The sequence below is a fragment of the Pseudomonas sp. IT-347P genome, assembly GCF_949768005.1.
In the GTDB taxonomy this organism is placed as follows: domain Bacteria; phylum Pseudomonadota; class Gammaproteobacteria; order Pseudomonadales; family Pseudomonadaceae; genus Aquipseudomonas.
Genome location: NZ_CATKPQ010000011.1, coordinates 127,215 through 143,516, shown reverse-complemented (window position 1 = coordinate 143,516; position 16,302 = coordinate 127,215). Strand labels below are relative to the sequence as shown.

Below are 16,302 nucleotides of genomic sequence, written 5' to 3'. Positions count from 1 at the left end.
TTATTGAAAAAAAATTTCAATAAAAAGCTGTCACCGCCGACAACCTTTCAAAGCCTTGCGGATTGAAAAACCATGCGTAACAACCAGCCCATTACACAACGCGAACGGACTTTCCCGGCTCAGCAGCGGTTGATTTCCACCACCGACGCCAAGGGCGTGATCACCTACTGCAACGACGCTTTCGTCGAGATCAGCGGGTTTTCGCGTGAAGAACTGATCCGTGCGCCGCACAACCTGGTCCGTCACCCCGACGTCCCGGCGGCGGTGTTTTCGCACATGTGGGGCACACTGAAACAAGGCTTGCCATGGATGGGCATTGTCAAGAATCGCTGCAAATCCGGTGACCATTATTGGGTGAATGCCTATGTCACACCGGTGTTTGATGGCAGTCAGGTGATCGGTTACGAGTCAGTGCGCGTCAAGCCCACCGCCGAACAGATCCGCCGCGCCGAAGCGCTCTATCAACGCATCAATCAAGGCAAGTCGGCGATTCCTTCCAGCGACAAATGGCTGCCGGTGCTACAGGACTGGCTGCCATTTATTCTGGTCAGCCAACTGGGTTTTGTGATCGGCGCCACGCTGAACTCGCAGTGGGGCTTCGCCCTCGCCGCCGGTCTGTCGGTGCCGCTGGGCCTGATGGGCCTGCAATGGCAGCAACGCGGGCTCAAACGTCTGCTGCGTCTGGCCGAACAGACCACCTCCGACCCGCTGATCGCGCAGATGTACACCGACAGCCGTGGCGCCCAGGCGCGTCTGGAAATGTCGATCCTCAGCCAGGAAGCACGCCTGAAAACCTGCCTGACCCGTCTGCAGGACACCGCCGAACACCTGACCGATCAAGCCAAACAATCCGACGCCCTGGCGCACAACAGTTCCAGCGGTCTGGAACGTCAGCGCGTGGAAACCGAACAGGTCGCCACCGCTGTCAACCAGATGGCCGCGACCACTCAGGAAGTCGCCAGCCATGTGCAGCGCACCGCTGATGCGACCCAGGAAGCCAATCGCCTGACCGGTCGTGGTCGTGACATCGCTGGCGAAACCCGCGAAGCCATTCAGCGCTTGTCCGTGGTCGTTGGCGAAACCGGCCTGACCGTGACCCAACTGGCCAAGGACAGCGACGAAATCGGCGGCGTGGTCGACGTGATCAAAGGCATCGCCGACCAGACCAACCTGCTCGCCCTCAACGCCGCCATCGAAGCTGCACGTGCCGGTGAGATGGGCCGCGGTTTTGCCGTAGTGGCTGACGAAGTCCGTCAACTGGCGCAACGCACCAGCGAATCGACCGGACAGATTCATGCCTTGATCGCCAAGTTGCAGCAGACCGCGTCCAGCGCTGTGCAAACCATGGAAGCCGGGCACCGCCAGGCCGAAGAAGGGGTGGCGCGGGTGCTGGAAGCGGATCAGGCACTGGTGGGGATCAGCGAAGCGGTGGCGAACATCACCGACATGACCACGCAGATCGCCGCCGCGACCGAAGAGCAAAGTGCGGTGGCTGAAGAAATCAGCCGCAACATCAGCAATATCTCGGAACTGGCGGATCAGACGTCGGAACAGGCGCATAACTCGGCGTTGCTGAGTGAAGAGCTGACCAAGACCGCCAATACGCAGTACTCGTTGGTGGAGCGGTTTAACCGCTGATTGACTGCGTGGAAACAAAAACCCGGACAGCGAGAGCTTCCGGTTTTTTTGTTGTGTCAGTGAACACTTCCCCCTCACCCCGGCCCTCCCGAAACGTCGGACCGCCCCCAAGGGGCCGAGCGGAAAGGGAGCCGATCTCTGTGCATTTCAGAATTTGAGTTCGACTCGGTATCTCAAGTCGGTGTACCTCGTCTACGCACCTCGGTCAGTCCCCTCTACCTCTGGGAGAGGGTTAGGGTGAGGGCCAGTCCCGTGACTACTGAGGCAACTTCAGCTTATCCAGCAGTCGATTAACCAACAGCTCGTTGAGCATGATCACCTGTTGCAGCGCCAGCAGCGGTTTGCGTTCCGGGCCGCCGATTGAGTTGGCGATATTACCGGCCATGGCATGGGCGTATGAAAGCGACTCGCAGGCCTCGACCAGCAGGGTTTCGTCATCCAGCGTGGGGTCGACGAGATAGACGGGGCGAAACCTGGGCGAGTTTGGCGGGGCCGCCAGGTTTTCGGGTTTGAGGTAATAGTCGAGCGCCCGATCAGATGCTTCTTTGACCTTTCGCGGGTCAAGTGAAGGATCGTGGGGTATTGGATCGGTTTGTGGTGGGTTGGGCGTGATTTTGAACATGGATGAAACTCCTATCGCAGTTTAAGGAGCCGTCACCGTCGCTACCAAACGAGTGGGTGGCGGCCATACGCGGGTTGGTAGACCGGCTGCAATAGGAACCCGGCGCTCACGAGTGAGCCCCACGCATGACCACCGTAATGCCGAGTCTCACGAAAGAAACTCTATAAGGGGTCGCCACACAGCTATTACAGACGGGCTACCAAACCCGATCACTGTTTTTCAGTGACAAGGAAACGATATCGCCCGGCCTATAGCCGCGTAAGCCGGCGGATTCTGGCGTACGCGTAGGTAACGGCGCAAGGTGTTGTAGCCGTTATGGCGTAACGGTTCGTGTACTTTAAACGCGCTCAGAAAATCATGTTCAGGCTCGGGAAACGCCGGACAGAGAGCGCTTCAAGTTTTTTGTCGTGTCGGCGAAATCGACCCTCACCCTAACCCTCTCCCAGAGGGAGAGGGGACTGACCGAGGTGTCTGGATGAGGTACGCCGACATGAAATACCGAGCTATGTACTCAACTCAGCCAACCCGACGCGAACTGCTCCGATACATAAACACCAAAGCCAACCCCAAACACACCATCGCCAGTATCCGACTCGAAGAAAGCTCAATCGCCGGATTCCCCAACCAGCCAAAGTTATCAATCAACATGCCCATCCCCAACTGCCCGACAATCACCGCCACCGTCGCCACAGCCGTGCCCACCACCGGCACTGCGCCGACCATCACCATCATGTAGACCACGCCAAACAGTGCCCCGGTCAACTGCCACTTGGGCACATCCAACAGACTCACCGCATGCGCCGGCTCAAAAAACAAAATCAGCAACCCGGTCGTAACCGCCCCCACAACAAAGGTCAGCAAACTGCTGCGCAAGACCCCGACGGATTCGCCCAAGCGCCCATTGATTGCCGCCTGCACGCTCAACACCGCGCCGGCGAGCACCACCACTGCCAACAAGATAACCAGACTCATCATTCACCCCCGCGCAATCAAAACAAGTGCCGCCACAATCAACCCCAACGCCAGCCATCGTTCGGCATTGACCTTCTTGCGCGTCGCGCCGAACCAGCCGAAATGGTCGATCAACACGCTCTTGCCGACCTGCCCGGAAAGAATCGCGATCATGGTCATGGCAATGCCGATATGCGGCGTGGCCAAGGTCAGTACCACCACATACATTGGCCCCAGAAACCCGCCAATCAACTGCCAGCGCGGCAGATCAGTCAGCGCCGGGCCTTTTTGCGGGCCGGCGAACAACAGCAGTAAAAACAGAATCGCCGAGCCGACACCAAAAATGCTCAAGGTCGCCCACAGATGCCCGACCTGCACACCCAACGGCCCGAGCAACCCCGCCTCTACCGACAAGCCCATCCCCGCGAGGATCACTAGCGGCAACAGCAACAAACGCAACCCCGATTTCGTCGCCGGTGCGCTGACACTCACCTCATCCAACGTCTGCATAAACAACATTCCACTCAAGTAAACGATGGCGCGGATTATCGGCTGGCGCCGCTGTGCGATAAATGGGAGCATCCGGACAACACTTTTGCGTAACTCGCACAGCAGGACGATCCATGCACGGACTCAATGAACTGGGATTCAAGGCATTAAGGTTGTTTGTAGCCGTCCTCGACCATGGCAGTTTTTCCGAAGTCGCCCGCCGTGAAGGTGTAGCGCCGTCGTCGATTTCGCGGCAGATTCAATTGATGGAGCAGGCGCTGAACCAGCAATTGCTCTATCGCCACACCCGCGCCGTGACGCCGACCGAAGCCGGGCGCATGCTCGGTCACCATGCGCGGCTGGTGCTGGTGCAACTGGAAGAAGCCGAACAGGCCTTGCAGGAACAGCAAAGCGAACCTACCGGTCTGGTGCGCATCAACGCCCCGGTGGTGTTCGGCCAGCGGCATCTGACGCCGTGGCTGGGCCAGTTGTGCGCGCGCTATCCGAAGCTGCAACTGGATATCCAGCAGACTGACCATTACGTCGACCCGCTGCAGGAAGGCGCCGATCTGCTGTTTCGTATCGGCCCGCTGCACGACTCGAGCATGCAGGCACGGATACTGGCGCCGCATCGCTTTCAGGTCGCGGCCAGCCCGGCTTACTTGAAACGTTACGGCACGCCGCAGCAGCCTGAAGATCTCGCCCACCATCAGTGCCTGGCTTACAAAGGCGCGGCCGGTCAGCAACGCTGGTTTTTCCGCCGCGATGGCGCGGACTGGACGCCGTATTCGGTCAAAGGCCCGATCACCGGTAACCACGCCGACACCCTCACCCAAGCCGCCGAGCAAGGCCTGGGGCTGGTGATGTTTCCGTCGTGGCTGATTGGTGAAGCGGTGCGTGAAGGGACGCTGGTGCCGGTGCTGGAGGGCTATCAGGTGTCGAATAGTCTCGAGCCGCAGCAGATTGCGGTGTTGTGGCCGGGGAGTCGCCGGTTGTCGGTGAAGGTGCGGACGGTGATTGATTTCTTCGTTGAGTGCTTTGGTGAAGTGCCTTACTGGGACAGGCCTTGAGCCTTTGAAGATCAAAAGCCCCTCACCTTAACCCTCTCCCGGAGGGAGAGGGGACTGACCGTGGTGTCTCGGGCCATCCATCGACCTGAAAGATTCAGTCGATTATGGATTCGGTAAAGCTGTTTCAGGTCGGCGTAGCTCCATAGCATCCCCCAATCAGTCCCCTCTCCCTACGGGCGGTCCGACGTTTCGGGAGGGCTAGGGTGAGGGGCTTTTCAAACTGTCAGATCCGGAACTGGCCCACAAGTTTGCCCAACCGCTGCCCCAGCTCCGCCAGACTGCGCGAAGTCTGCGCGCCCAACTGCGTTTCATCGGCCACGCTGTCCACCGCCACCGCGATCTGATGCACGCTGCGGTTGATCTCTTCCGCCACGGCCGTCTGCTCTTCCGCCGCACTGGCAATCTGCGCGTTCATCGAGTTGATCGTCGCGATCAGTTCCGCCATCGCATCCAGCGAAGCGCCGGCCTGATTGGCTTGCTGTGAAGTGCCGTCACCCGCTTCGCTGGAACGGCGCATCGCCTCCACCGCTTGCTGCGTACCCGCCTGCAAACGGTCGATCATGCCCTGAATTTCCTGGGTGCTGATCTGCGTGCGACTGGCCAACGCCCGCACTTCGTCCGCTACCACCGCAAAGCCACGCCCGGCCTCACCGGCCCGCGCCGCTTCAATCGCGGCGTTAAGCGCCAACAGGTTGGTCTGCTCGGCGATCGAACGAATCACCCCGAGCACGCCGACAATCGACGTCACGTCCTGCTGCAGGCTGTCGAGCGACACGCCACTGCTGCGGATGTCATCGACCAGCGCATGAATCTGTTTGATGCTGCCGGCCACCACGCGTTTGGCGCTCTGGCCTTCTTCATCGGTCTGTTGCGCGGCGACGGCGGCGTTCTGCGCACTCTTGGCCACTTCCTGCGCGGCGGCGGACATTTCGTTGATCGCCGTGGCAACCTGATCGGTTTCGTGGCGCTGACGCTCCATCGCTTGATCCGAGCGCTGCGCCTGATCCGAGACCTGCGTCACCAGACCGGTGAGTTGCGTGGTCATCTCGGTGATCTGCCGCACCAGGCCATGGATCTTGTCGACGAAGCGGTTGAACGAGCCGGCCAGTTCGCCGAGTTCGTCCTGACTGGTGATGTTCAGGCGCCGGGTCAGATCGCCCTCACCCGCCGCGATATCGTCGAGGTTGGCTTTCATCAGGGTCAACGGACGCAAAATAGTGTTCGCCAGCAGCATCCCCGCCGCCGCGATCACCAACAGCACCAGCACCGCCACGCCGACGATGCTCAGCACCACGCCTTGCATGCGTTCCTGCACCTGCGCTTCGACCAGCGCCACTTGCGCTTCAATGCCGTCGAGGTTGACCGAGGTACCGACGGCCATGTCCCACTTGGCCAGGTATTCGGTGTAACCGAGTTTCGGCACCAGCACTTGCGCATTGCCCGGCAGCGGCGAGCTGTATTGCAGATAGTGGGTGCCGTCCTTCGCCACGCTCACCAGGCCGCGGTTGACGTAGACGCCGTTGGGGTCGCGGTTGTCCTTGAAGCTTTTGCCCACGCCTTCCGGGTCGTTCGCCTTGAACAGGCGCACGGTTTCGGAGTCGTAGCCGAAGAAGTAGCCATCCTTGCCGTAGCGAATGCCCGAGAGCAATTTGATCGCCTGCGCCCGCGCCTCGACGTCACCCGGCGCGGCGGCGTCGTAGAGCGGTTTGATGGTGGTCATGGCCACGGCGACATAACTTTGCAGGGTGGCTTTGGCGTCGCCGAGCAAACGCTCGCGGGTCTGTTCGACCTCTTTGTGCGCTTGTTCCTGAAGGATGAACAGCGTGGTCAGGCTGATGACCAGCGCGAAGAGCAACACCGGGAGAACGGCGAGGGACAGGACTTTAGCCTTGAGGCTCAGGCGCATTGTGGGAGCTCACTCTTTTGGTTTTATTGGCGTGGTTAAAGGCTTTAACGGCACGCCATCACAAAAGTTGAGCTGCAGACGCTGCATTCCCTTGTGGGAGCGGGCTTGCTCGCGAAGGCGTCGTTTCAGTCAGCAATTCTGCGTCTGATACACCGCTTTCGCGAGCAAGCCCGCTCCCACTGGGAGATTTGGGGTGTTACAGAACCATCGCGGCCACCCAGCCGAACGCCAGCAACGGCAGGTTGTAATGCAAAAACGTCGGCACCACGGTGTCCCAGATATGGTGATGCTGGCCGTCGATGTTCAAACCGGAGGTCGGGCCGAGGGTCGAATCCGAGGCCGGCGAACCGGCATCGCCCAGTGCACCGGCGGTGCCAACAATGCAGACAATCGCGATCGGGCTGAAGCCCAGTTGCACGCACAGCGGCACGAAAATCACCGCCAGGATCGGTACGGTCGAGAAGGACGAACCGATACCCATGGTCACCAGCAAACCCACCAGCAACATCATCAAGGCGCCGATGCCCTTGCTGTGGTCGATCCACGCCGCCGACGTTTGCACAAGCGTCTGCACTTCCCCGGTGGCCTTGATCACTTCGCCAAAACCGGAGGAGGCAATCATGATGAAGCCGATCATCGCCATCATCTTCATGCCTTCGGTAAACAGATCATCGGTCTCGCGCCACTTGACGATGCCGGACGCCGAGAAAATCAGAAAACCGACCAGCGCCCCGATAATCATCGAGTCCAGCAGCAACTGCACAATGAACGCGGCGGCAATCGCCACCCCGGCAATCGCCAGGCTCAGCGGATTGTATTGCACCGCCACCTGTTCGACTTGTTCGATCTTCGTCAGGTCGTAAACACGCTTTTTGCGGTAGCTGATAAAGGCAATGCCCAATCCCACCAACATGCCCAGCGCCGGAATGCCCATGGCGTGGGTGACATTGATGCCACTGATGTCGACGCCGCTGCGCGCAACATTCGCCAACAGAATTTCATTGAGGAAGATGTTGCCGAAGCCCACCGGCAGGAACATGTACGGCGTGATCAGACCGAACGTCATGACGCAGGCGATCAAGCGGCGGTCGAGTTGCAGCTTGGTCAGTACATATAAAAGCGGCGGCACCAGCAGCGGAATGAACGCGATGTGGATCGGCAGAATGTTTTGCGAAGCAATCGCCACCACCCACAACAGGCCGATCAGCAGCCACTTGACGCTGTTGCCGCCGGTCGCATGCTGGCGATCGACCATCGCCAGCGCCTTGTCGGCCAGCGCATGGGCCAGGCCGGACTTGGCAATCGCCACGGCGAACGCGCCGAGCAAGGCGTAGGACAACGCCACCGTTGCGCCGCCGCCCAGGCCGCTGTTGAACGCCTTGAGCGTGGCATCGATGCCCAGACCACCGGACAGGCCGCCGACCAGCGCGCCGACGATCAGGGCGATCACCACGTGCACGCGGGACAGGCTGAGTATCAGCATGACGCCGACCGCCGCTATGACTGCATTCATTTCACTACCTCAAAAAACACTGCGATGGAAACCACATCGCCAGACAGGATGAGTCCGCCAACGCTAAACCGGCGGATTTGCAAAGAGGGTCTTATTAGAAGGGCGCGCACTGTGCCGCAGAGTGGCCGCAGTGTCAAAGCGAGCGGGCGATTTCGGGTGCGGCAATCCGCCATATTGTGTTTCAAGGATAAAGAAAGCCGATTTGCGGCCGTTACAGTGCAAAGTCTCAGATATTTATCGAATAAGGACGTCTCCATGTCGCTCAGACAACTTTCCATCCAATGGAAAATCACCCTGCTCGCCGGCCTGTGCCTGGCCGGTATCGTGACCCTGTTGGTGGGTCTATCGCTGTATCGCATGGAGCACAGTTCTGAACTGGTGAAAGCTTCGAGCATGGAAATGCTCACCGAGTCGGCGCAAGCGCGCATCGAGTCGCAAGGTGAAGTGCAGGCTGCCGGCATCCGCCAGCAGTTCATGGACGCCTATCAGTACGGCCACGGTTTCTCGCGGCAGGTGCTGTTCCTGCGCGAACAGGCCGAGAAGCGTTTCCTCGATGCCTTCGACCTGCGCGAAGACATGACCCGGCAGGTCAAATCGGCGCTGCAAGCCAATCCTGACCTCCTCGGCCTGTCGCTGGTGTTCGAAGCCAACGCGCTGGACGGCAAGGACGAGCTGTTTGCCGGACAAAATGAACTCGGCAGCAACGACAAGGGCCGGTTCGCCCTGTACTGGTCGCAGCCAACACCAGGCAAAGTCACCTCGATGGCCCTGCCGGAAAGCGACATGGCCGACACCAGCACCGGCCCCAGCGGTCAGGCGGCCAATGCCTGGTTCACTTGCCCGCGCGCCACGCTCAAACCGTGCGTGATCGAACCGTACTTTTATGTGATCGACGGGCAAAAGGTGCTGATGACCAGCATCGTCTTCCCGCTGATGGTCAACGGCAAAGTCATCGCTTCGCTGTCGGTCGACATCAACCTCAACAGTCTGCAAGCGATCAGCCAGAGCGCCAGCCAAAAGCTCTATGACGGCCAGACCGCCGTCAGCATCGTCAGCCCCGTCGGCCTGCTCGCCGGTTACAGCCCGGATGCCGGCAAACTCAGCCAGCGTCTGGATGCCGTGGATAAAACCAGCGGTGCCGAACTGCTGAGCAAACTCGCTTCCAGCGCCAGCGTCAGCAGCCTGCATAGCAATGGCCAGCTGAAAGTGCTGTCGCCGTTTCAGCCGATTCCGGGTGGTCCTTCATGGGGCGTGCTGTTGGATGTGCCGGAAAAAGTCCTGGTCAGCCGTGCCGAAGCGCTCAAGCAGCAACTGGATGCGAGCAACACCTCTGGCACGCTGATCGAGTTAAGCCTGGGCGTGCTGGCGGCGCTGATCGGTCTGCTGCTGGTGTGGCTGATGGCGCGCAGCGTGACCAAGCCGATCCTCGGCGTGGCGCACATGCTTGAAGACATTGCCAGCGGCGAAGGCGATCTGACCCGCCGTCTGGCCTACGACAAGCAGGACGAACTCGGACAACTGGCCGGTTGGTTCAACAAGTTCCTCGACAAGTTGCAGCCGATCATCGCCGAGGTGAAACGCTCGGTGCAGGACGCGCGCAACACCGCCGACCAGTCTTCGGCCATCGCCACCCAGACCAGCGCCGGCATGGAACAGCAATACCGCCAGGTCGATCAGGTCGCCACCGCGTCCCACGAAATGAGCGCCACCGCGCAAGACGTCGCCCGCAGCGCTGCGCAGGCTGCCGAAGCCGCCAAAGATGCTGATCGCGCGACCCGTCAGGGCCTGACCGTGATCGATCGCACCACGGCGAGCATTGATACCCTCGCTGCCGACATGAGCGCGGCGATGATGCAAGTCGAAGGGCTGGCCGCCAATAGCGAGAAGATCGGCACGGTGCTGGAAACCATCCGCGCCATCGCCGAACAGACCAACCTGCTCGCGCTGAACGCCGCGATTGAAGCGGCGCGTGCCGGTGAAGCCGGACGTGGTTTTGCCGTGGTCGCCGACGAGGTGCGTAACCTCGCCCGCCGCACGCAAGAATCGGTAGAGGAAACCCGTCAGGTGATCGAGCAACTGCAAACCGGTACGCAGGATGTGGTCGGTTCGATGGGCAACAGTCATCGTCAGGCTCAGGGCAGTGTCGAACAGGTGGGTCAGGCGGTGACCGCGCTGCGCCAGATTGGTGATGCGGTGACGGTGATCAGCGACATGAACCTGCAGATCGCCAGTGCCGCGGAAGAGCAAAGTGCGGTGGCCGAGGAGATCAATAACAACGTGGCGACGATCCGTGATGTGACCGAGTCGCTGTCCGGGCAGGCGAATGAGTCGGCGCGGGTGAGCCAGTCGCTCAATAGTCTGGCGAATCAGCAGCAGAGTTTGATGGATCAGTTTCGGGTTTGATTCGAGATTGGGGGGTGTCAGGTAGATCCATGCCCCCTCACCCCAGCCCTCTCCCCCCAAGGGGGGCGAGGGGGAAAGGGAGCCGATCTTCATGTCATTCAAAATCTGAGTCCGGCTCGGTATTTCGGGTCACGGGAAGGCGTTCAAAACCTGAGGTCGACCCGGTATCAGATCACGGGGAGGCTTTCAAAGCCTGAGTTCGACTCGGTATCTCACGTCGGTGTACCTCGAATAAACAACGCGGTCAGTCCCCTCTCCCTCCGGGAGAGGGTTAGGGTGAGGGGCTTCTAAAAGGCTCACCGCCGAGGCAACTCGATCACTACTTTCAACCCGCCCCACTCGCTCTCGCCCAACACCAACAACCCGCCCCAGGTCTCGACAATATCGCGGACAATCCCCAGCCCCAAGCCATGCCCGTGGGTCTGCTCATCCAGCCGCGTCCCCCGGCTGAACACCTCAGTGCGCTGTTCTTCGGGAATCCCCGGGCCGTCATCCTCCACGCTCAAGGCAAAGCCATCGGTACGCTCGATCACGCTCAGGCGCACTTCGGCATCCGCCCACTTGCAGGCGTTGTCCAGCAAGTTGCCAAGCAGTTCGAGCAAATCCTCACGATCCCACGGCAGTTGCAATCCCGCCGGCGCCACATAACTCAGCGCCAGATGCTCGCCGTGAATCATGTTCAGCGTGGCCAGCAACCCCGGCAATTCAGCATCGCAATCAAACAACGCCCCCGGCAACGCATCGCCGGACAGACGCGCACGGTTCAACTCGCGATTGAGGCGCTGCTGCACCTGCTCCAGCTGCTCCTTGAGCACCTTGCGCAACTCGGGATGCGCATCGAGTTTTTCGCTGGACGCCAGGCTCAACAGCACCGCCAGCGGCGTTTTCAAGGCGTGTCCGAGATTGCCCAAGGCATTGCGCGAGCGCTTGAGGCTGTCTTCAGTGTGGGCGAGCAAATGGTTGATCTGCGCCACCAACGGCTCCAGTTCCACCGGCACCTGATCATCGAGTTGCGAGCGCTGGCCCTGCTGCAATTGCGCGATCTGTTCGCGGGCCCTCTCCAGCGGTTTCAAGGCGCGGCGCACGGTCAATCGCTGCAAGAACAGAATCAACAGCAATGCCGCCAGCCCCATGCCCAGACCGATCTGGCGCATGCGCTGGAAGCTCTCGCGAACGGGTGTGTAATCCTGCGCGACGCTGATCGAAATCGACTGGCCCAAGCGCCGATAATCCGAGCGCAGCACCAGCAACTGCTGGCCGTCCGGGCCCAGTTGCAGATTGCTGTGCAGCCCGGGATGGTCAAGCAGCGGCAGGTCCTGATCCCACAAGGAGCGCGAGCGCCAGTGGCTGTCGGCAAAATCGATACGGAAATAGTGCCCGGAAAACGGCCGCTGATAGGCCGGTGACAGATGCCGCTCGTCCAGTTGCAAGCCTTGTGGGCCGCGCACCAACGCCACCAGCAGGCTTTCGCTGTCGTTGCGCAGGCCGGCTTCGAGGTAGCGCTGCAAACCCACTTCGAACAACCACAGGCTGGTTTGTGCGACCACCACACCGACGATCACCATCACGCTGATCAGACCCAGGCTCAAGCGGCGCTGGATCGATCTCACGAAGCTTGTCCGCCGAACAGGTAACCCTGGCCGCGACGGGTTTCGATCACGCTTTTGCCGAGCTTGCGGCGCAGGTGATTGACGTGCACTTCGAGGACGTTGGAATCGCGCTCGGTTTCACCGTCGTAGAGGTGTTCGGCGAGGTGGCTTTTGGAAAGGATCTGCTCCGGGTGCAGCATGAAATAGCGCAGCAGACGGAATTCGGCGGCGGTCAGTTGAATATCGGCGCCGTCACGCACCACGCACTGGCGACCTTCGTCCAGATGCAGACCGGCCGCCTGCAACGTCGGCTGATTGGCCTGACCTTTTGAGCGGCGCAGCAGCGATTGAATGCGCAACTGCAGCTCTTCGGGGTGGAACGGTTTGGTCAGGTAATCGTCGGCGCCGGCTTTGAGGCCTTCGATGCGCTCGGCCCAGGAATCACGCGCCGTGAGGATCAGCACCGGAATCGCCAGACCGCCGGCACGCCACTGCGCCAATACCTCAAGTCCCGGCACGCCCGGCAGGCCGAGGTCGAGAATGATCAGGTCATAGGGTTCGCTGCTGCCCTGATACAACGCATCACGACCGTCCGCCAGCCAATCCACCGCGTAACCCTGGCGTTGCAGGCTGGCGAGCAATTCGTCGGCCAGCGGGACGTGGTCTTCCACCAATAGCAAACGCATCGATCAATCTTCCTTGTCTTTCACAAGTTCACCGGTATCGGCCTTCAAGTGCAGCTCACGGGCGACACCTTCGACGGTGAGCAATTCGACTTCATAAATGTAGACGTCGTGTTTTTCTTCCAGCTCGACTTCCAGCAGTTTCGCGCCGGGATAGCGATCCATCGCCTGCTGCAGCACTTGCTCCAGCGGCAGAATCACGCCCTGCTTGCGCAGATCCAGCGCTTCGTCCGGGCCGAGGTCGCGAGCCATCGCCGTCGAGCAACACATCACCAGCGCCAACGCCGTACGACGGGTGGCGCGAACATTAACCTTCATTACGTATCCTGATGATCCTTGAGAACCTGCCCAGTCACCGCGTCTAATTCCAGATCCCACTCCAGCCCCTGCGGATCACGCATTTCGATCTGGTAGATGTACTTGCCGTACTGCTCCTCCAGCTCGGTATCGGTGATCGTCGAACCCGGGTGTTTTTCCAGCGCCGTGGCGTTGAGCTTCTCGAAGGAGACGATAGTACCAGCGTCGCGCAGCCGCAGGGCTTCGTCAGGGCCGAGATCGCGGGCGTGAGCGAGGCTGGCAGTGAAGCCGATGAGCGAGGCAATGGACAGGGCAGTCAGGGTTTTCATGGTGTCTCCGTATTTTTATGTATTGCTTTACGGTGGGCACCTTAACGGGGTCAACTTAACTGAAACTGAATTGCCATCATTGCTCCAGCTCAACATATACCCCCCCTGTGGGAGCGAGCTTGCTCGCGAAGGCGGTGTATCAGACACATCATCGTTGACTGACCCTACGCTTTCGCGAGCAAGCTCGCTCCCACAGGGGACATCATCGTTCTATAATCCTTCGCTTGCTAACGATCGAGACCGGTATGACCGCCATCCACATCAAATTCCCCGCCCTCACCCTCAAGGCTGGCCCGCGCGCCATGGCGCGCATTCGTGCCCAGGGCCTGGACGCTGCCGACGTCGGCACCCTGCCCGGCGCCGCCGGTGGGCCGAAGGCGTTGGGCATTCAGGGGCTGGATCTGGCGCTGTTCGGTGAATGGCTGCCGAGCGCGCCGCGCGAGCGTTCGCTGATTGGCGCCTCGGTCGGTTCCTGGCGCTTCGCCAGCGCGTGTCTGCCGGACGCTGCCGAAGGTCTGCGCCGTCTCGGTCATCTGTACGCCGAGCAGAACTTCAACAAAGGCGTGACCATGGCCGAGATCAGCCAGAGCTCGCAGCGCATGCTCAACGACCTGCTCGACGGCCGCGACGCGAGCATCCTCGACAACGCCCATTACCGTTTGAACATCATGGTGGTGAAAAGTCAGGGACGTCTGGCTGATGACCATCGCGGTCGCTTGGGTCTGGCACTGGGTTCGGTGATCGCCGACAACCTGCGTGGCCGCGCGCGGCTGTCCCGGCACTTCGAACGGTTGATCATCCACGACCCACGCCTCGCGCCACCGGTGAATGCGCTGAACGATTTCCCGTCGCGCTTCGTCGCCCTGAATGCCGGCAATTTGCGCCAAGCGCTGTTGGCTTCGGGTTCGATCCCGATGGTCATGGAAGGTGTACGCGACCTGCCGGGCGCCGGTGCTGGCACGTTCCGCGATGGCGGTCTGCTCGATTATCATCTCGACCTGCCCTACAGCGGCGACGGCATCGTCCTCTATCCGCACTTCACCGATCGGGTGATTCCCGGCTGGTTCGACAAGACTCTGCCGTGGCGCAAAGCCTCGGTGGAGCGCTTGCAGGACGTCCTGCTACTCGCGCCGTCGAAGGAATATCTGGCGCGCCTGCCCTACGGCAAACTGCCCGACCGCAACGACTTCAAACGCTTCATGGGCGATGCAGCGAGCCGGCAGAAATACTGGCATGCAGCGATGGACGAGAGCCGGCGTCTGGGTGACGAGTTCCTTGAACTGACTGCCAATGGTCACCTCGCCGAGCGCTTGCTGACCCTTTAGTCAGCACGGCCAAACACAAGCTGGTAAACTCGCCGCCTGCCCGAATCGCTGCGGCGAACGCCATCTGAACAGAGCTGAAAATACCGTGGAAATCTTCAAAGAATTTACCTTCGAATCCGCCCACCGCCTGCCGCACGTCCCGGACGGCCACAAGTGCGGGCGTCTGCACGGTCACTCGTTCAAAGTGGCGCTTCACCTCAGCGGCGACCTCGATCCGCACACTGGTTGGATCCGCGATTTCTCCGAGATCAAAGCGATCTTCAAGCCGCTGTACGAGCGTCTGGATCACAACTACCTGAACGACATTCCGGGCCTGGAAAACCCGACCAGCGAAGTGCTGGCCAAATTCATCTGGAATGAAATGAAGCCGCTACTGCCAGAGCTGAGCGCGATCCGTATTCACGAGACGTGCACCAGCGGTTGCATCTATCGCGGTGAGTAACTCGATCCAGAGAACACTGCAAAACCCTGTGGGAGCGGGCTTGCCCGCGAAGGCGTCGGAACCTTCAACATTGATGTGACTGACACACCGCTTTCGCGAGCAAGCCCGCTCCCACAGGGGAATAGCGTTGATGTTCAAGAACAGCCTTCACGGCTGTTTTTTTACGCCTATGCTTTTTGGCTCCCACCCGCCAAGAGGACAGGCCCATGACAGACTGGTTGCTGGATCAGGTCTTTGACTTCAACGGCCGACAGGTCCGCTACGCCGTGCGCGGCGACGGCCCGCCGCTGGTGTTCGTGCATGGCACGCCGTTTTCGTCGTACGTGTGGCACCGGATCGCGCCGCACTTTTTCGCCAGCCATCGCGTGCATTATTTCGATCTGCTGGGCTACGGGCGCTCCGAACAACCCGACGCCGACGTCTCCCTCGGCGTGCAAAACCACCTGCTGGCGCAACTGCTCGATCACTGGAAGCTGCAACGCCCGGACGTCGTCGCCCATGACTTCGGCGGTGCCACCGTGCTGCGCGCGCACCTGCTCAACGGCAGGGATTACCGCAGCCTGACCCTGATCGATCCGGTCGCGCTGTCGCCCTGGGGTTCACCGTTCGTGCAGCATGTGCGTCAGCATGAAGCGGCGTTCACTGGCCTGCCTGATTACATCCAGCGCGCCATCGTGCCGACTTACATTCGCGGGGCGATTCACCGGGATATCCCCGACGATGAACTCGCGCCCTACGTGCAGCCGTGGCTGGGCGATCCGGGGCAAGCGGCGTTCTACCGGCAGATTGCGCAGATGGACGAGCGCTATACCCGTGAAGCGGAAAGCCTGTATCCGACGATTCGCTGCCCCGTGCAAATTCTCTGGGGCGAAGAGGACCAGTGGATTCCCATCGAACGTGGCCGCGCGTTACAGCAGATGATCCCGGGATCACAATTCCACCCGATTCCCAACGCCGGCCACCTCGTCCAGGAAGACGCTCCGGAAGCCATCGTTGCCGCCCTGCTGCGCTTCCTCTGAGCCAACACAAATCCTCTGTGGGAGCG

14 protein-coding genes and 3 pseudogenes are annotated in these 16,302 nt (G+C 60.6%); 7 read left to right on the top strand and 10 right to left on the bottom strand.

Translation table 11 applies throughout. The annotated features are described in order from the left end of the window. Positions 1-72: 72 nt before the first annotated feature. Positions 73-1,638 (top strand): methyl-accepting chemotaxis protein, encoded by a 1,566-nt coding sequence (locus ACM6IV_RS04770; protein WP_414868936.1) that lies wholly within the window; start codon positions 73-75, stop codon positions 1,636-1,638. Between the two features lie 256 nt (positions 1,639-1,894). On the opposite strand, the gene ACM6IV_RS04765 is transcribed toward ACM6IV_RS04770, so the two are convergent. The 3 genes from ACM6IV_RS04765 to ACM6IV_RS04755 all read right to left on the bottom strand — a co-directional run bounded on the left by ACM6IV_RS04765 (position 1,895) and on the right by ACM6IV_RS04755 (position 3,721). Then, a complete protein-coding gene (locus ACM6IV_RS04765; RefSeq protein WP_414868935.1) occupies positions 1,895-2,260 on the bottom strand; it encodes a DUF6124 family protein in 366 nt (121 codons plus the stop codon). 516 nt (positions 2,261-2,776) lie between these two features. After that, positions 2,777-3,232: a DMT family transporter gene (locus ACM6IV_RS04760; RefSeq protein ID WP_414868934.1), complete on the bottom strand. Its 456-nt coding sequence runs from the start codon at positions 3,230-3,232 to the stop codon at positions 2,777-2,779. 3 nt (positions 3,233-3,235) lie between these two features. Next, positions 3,236-3,721, bottom strand: coding sequence for a DMT family transporter (locus tag ACM6IV_RS04755; protein WP_095051024.1), 486 nt, complete (start codon positions 3,719-3,721; stop codon positions 3,236-3,238). Between the two features lie 113 nt (positions 3,722-3,834). Here ACM6IV_RS04755 and ACM6IV_RS04750 point away from each other — a divergent pair, with 113 nt between their 5' ends. Further along, on the top strand, positions 3,835-4,770 hold the full coding sequence (locus tag ACM6IV_RS04750; RefSeq protein WP_414868933.1) for a LysR family transcriptional regulator: 936 nt from the start codon (positions 3,835-3,837) through the stop codon (positions 4,768-4,770). Positions 4,771-4,993: 223 nt separating this feature from the next. Here ACM6IV_RS04750 and ACM6IV_RS04745 read toward each other — a convergent pair. From ACM6IV_RS04745 to ACM6IV_RS04735, 3 genes and pseudogenes are all read right to left on the bottom strand, one after another. Then, a pseudogene (locus ACM6IV_RS04745) lies at positions 4,994-5,587 on the bottom strand (methyl-accepting chemotaxis protein); the annotation flags it as partial. Positions 5,588-5,899: 312 nt separating this feature from the next. Beyond that, positions 5,900-6,676 (bottom strand): annotated as a pseudogene (locus ACM6IV_RS04740) (cache domain-containing protein); the annotation flags it as partial. A gap of 196 nt (positions 6,677-6,872) precedes the next feature. Beyond that, positions 6,873-8,189 carry a Na+/H+ antiporter family protein gene (locus ACM6IV_RS04735; protein ID WP_414868932.1) on the bottom strand — a complete coding sequence of 439 codons (1,317 nt, stop codon included), beginning with the start codon at positions 8,187-8,189 and terminating at the stop codon, positions 6,873-6,875. Positions 8,190-8,213: 24 nt separating this feature from the next. On the opposite strand from ACM6IV_RS04735, the pseudogene ACM6IV_RS04730 reads away from it, so the two are divergent. Both ACM6IV_RS04730 and ACM6IV_RS04725 read left to right on the top strand, forming a co-directional pair. Next, positions 8,214-9,734, top strand: a pseudogene (locus tag ACM6IV_RS04730) (HAMP domain-containing protein); the annotation flags it as partial. Positions 9,735-9,836: 102 nt separating this feature from the next. Further along, on the top strand, positions 9,837-10,592 hold the full coding sequence (locus ACM6IV_RS04725; protein WP_414869601.1) for a methyl-accepting chemotaxis protein: 756 nt from the start codon (positions 9,837-9,839) through the stop codon (positions 10,590-10,592). Positions 10,593-10,888: 296 nt separating this feature from the next. On the opposite strand, the gene ACM6IV_RS04720 is transcribed toward ACM6IV_RS04725, so the two are convergent. The 4 genes from ACM6IV_RS04720 to ACM6IV_RS04705 are packed head-to-tail and all read right to left on the bottom strand — an operon-like array spanning position 10,889 to position 13,490. Continuing rightward, entirely contained in the window at positions 10,889-12,202 is a 1,314-nt protein-coding gene (locus tag ACM6IV_RS04720; protein ID WP_414868931.1) for a sensor histidine kinase, read from the bottom strand. Next, complete coding sequence (locus tag ACM6IV_RS04715) at positions 12,199-12,867, bottom strand: response regulator transcription factor (protein WP_038362523.1); 669 nt, start codon at positions 12,865-12,867, stop codon at positions 12,199-12,201. Before ACM6IV_RS04715 ends, ACM6IV_RS04720 begins: the two co-directional genes overlap by 4 nt. Before the next feature lie 3 nt (positions 12,868-12,870). Beyond that, entirely contained in the window at positions 12,871-13,182 is a 312-nt protein-coding gene (locus ACM6IV_RS04710) for a PepSY domain-containing protein (protein ID WP_007915591.1), read from the bottom strand. Further along, positions 13,182-13,490 carry a PepSY domain-containing protein gene (locus ACM6IV_RS04705; protein WP_414868930.1) on the bottom strand — a complete coding sequence of 103 codons (309 nt, stop codon included), beginning with the start codon at positions 13,488-13,490 and terminating at the stop codon, positions 13,182-13,184. The genes ACM6IV_RS04710 and ACM6IV_RS04705 overlap by 1 nt, the downstream gene beginning before the upstream one ends. Before the next feature lie 245 nt (positions 13,491-13,735). On the opposite strand from ACM6IV_RS04705, the gene ACM6IV_RS04700 reads away from it, so the two are divergent. The 3 genes from ACM6IV_RS04700 (at position 13,736) to ACM6IV_RS04690 (ending at position 16,276) form a co-directional block, all read left to right on the top strand. Further along, on the top strand, positions 13,736-14,815 hold the full coding sequence (locus tag ACM6IV_RS04700) for a patatin-like phospholipase family protein (RefSeq protein ID WP_414868929.1): 1,080 nt from the start codon (positions 13,736-13,738) through the stop codon (positions 14,813-14,815). A gap of 85 nt (positions 14,816-14,900) precedes the next feature. Beyond that, positions 14,901-15,257 (top strand): 6-carboxytetrahydropterin synthase QueD, encoded by a 357-nt coding sequence (gene queD, locus ACM6IV_RS04695; protein WP_007915588.1) that lies wholly within the window; start codon positions 14,901-14,903, stop codon positions 15,255-15,257. 206 nt (positions 15,258-15,463) lie between these two features. After that, entirely contained in the window at positions 15,464-16,276 is an 813-nt protein-coding gene (locus ACM6IV_RS04690; protein ID WP_414868928.1) for an alpha/beta fold hydrolase, read from the top strand. Positions 16,277-16,302: the final 26 nt, after the last annotated feature.

Coding starts and splice junctions, on each gene's coding strand:
- ACM6IV_RS04710 (WP_007915591.1), bottom strand. CDS start 13,182: ATGAAGGTTAATGTTCGCGCCACCCGTCGTACGGCGTTGGCGCTGGTG.
- ACM6IV_RS04765 (WP_414868935.1), bottom strand. CDS start 2,260: ATGTTCAAAATCACGCCCAACCCACCACAAACCGATCCAATACCCCAC.
- ACM6IV_RS04705 (WP_414868930.1), bottom strand. CDS start 13,490: ATGAAAACCCTGACTGCCCTGTCCATTGCCTCGCTCATCGGCTTCACT.
- ACM6IV_RS04725 (WP_414869601.1), top strand. CDS start 9,837: ATGGAACAGCAATACCGCCAGGTCGATCAGGTCGCCACCGCGTCCCAC.
- ACM6IV_RS04715 (WP_038362523.1), bottom strand. CDS start 12,867: ATGCGTTTGCTATTGGTGGAAGACCACGTCCCGCTGGCCGACGAATTG.
- ACM6IV_RS04735 (WP_414868932.1), bottom strand. CDS start 8,189: ATGAATGCAGTCATAGCGGCGGTCGGCGTCATGCTGATACTCAGCCTG.
- ACM6IV_RS04755 (WP_095051024.1), bottom strand. CDS start 3,721: ATGCAGACGTTGGATGAGGTGAGTGTCAGCGCACCGGCGACGAAATCG.
- ACM6IV_RS04770 (WP_414868936.1), top strand. CDS start 73: ATGCGTAACAACCAGCCCATTACACAACGCGAACGGACTTTCCCGGCT.
- ACM6IV_RS04750 (WP_414868933.1), top strand. CDS start 3,835: ATGCACGGACTCAATGAACTGGGATTCAAGGCATTAAGGTTGTTTGTA.
- ACM6IV_RS04700 (WP_414868929.1), top strand. CDS start 13,736: ATGACCGCCATCCACATCAAATTCCCCGCCCTCACCCTCAAGGCTGGC.
- ACM6IV_RS04760 (WP_414868934.1), bottom strand. CDS start 3,232: ATGAGTCTGGTTATCTTGTTGGCAGTGGTGGTGCTCGCCGGCGCGGTG.
- ACM6IV_RS04690 (WP_414868928.1), top strand. CDS start 15,464: ATGACAGACTGGTTGCTGGATCAGGTCTTTGACTTCAACGGCCGACAG.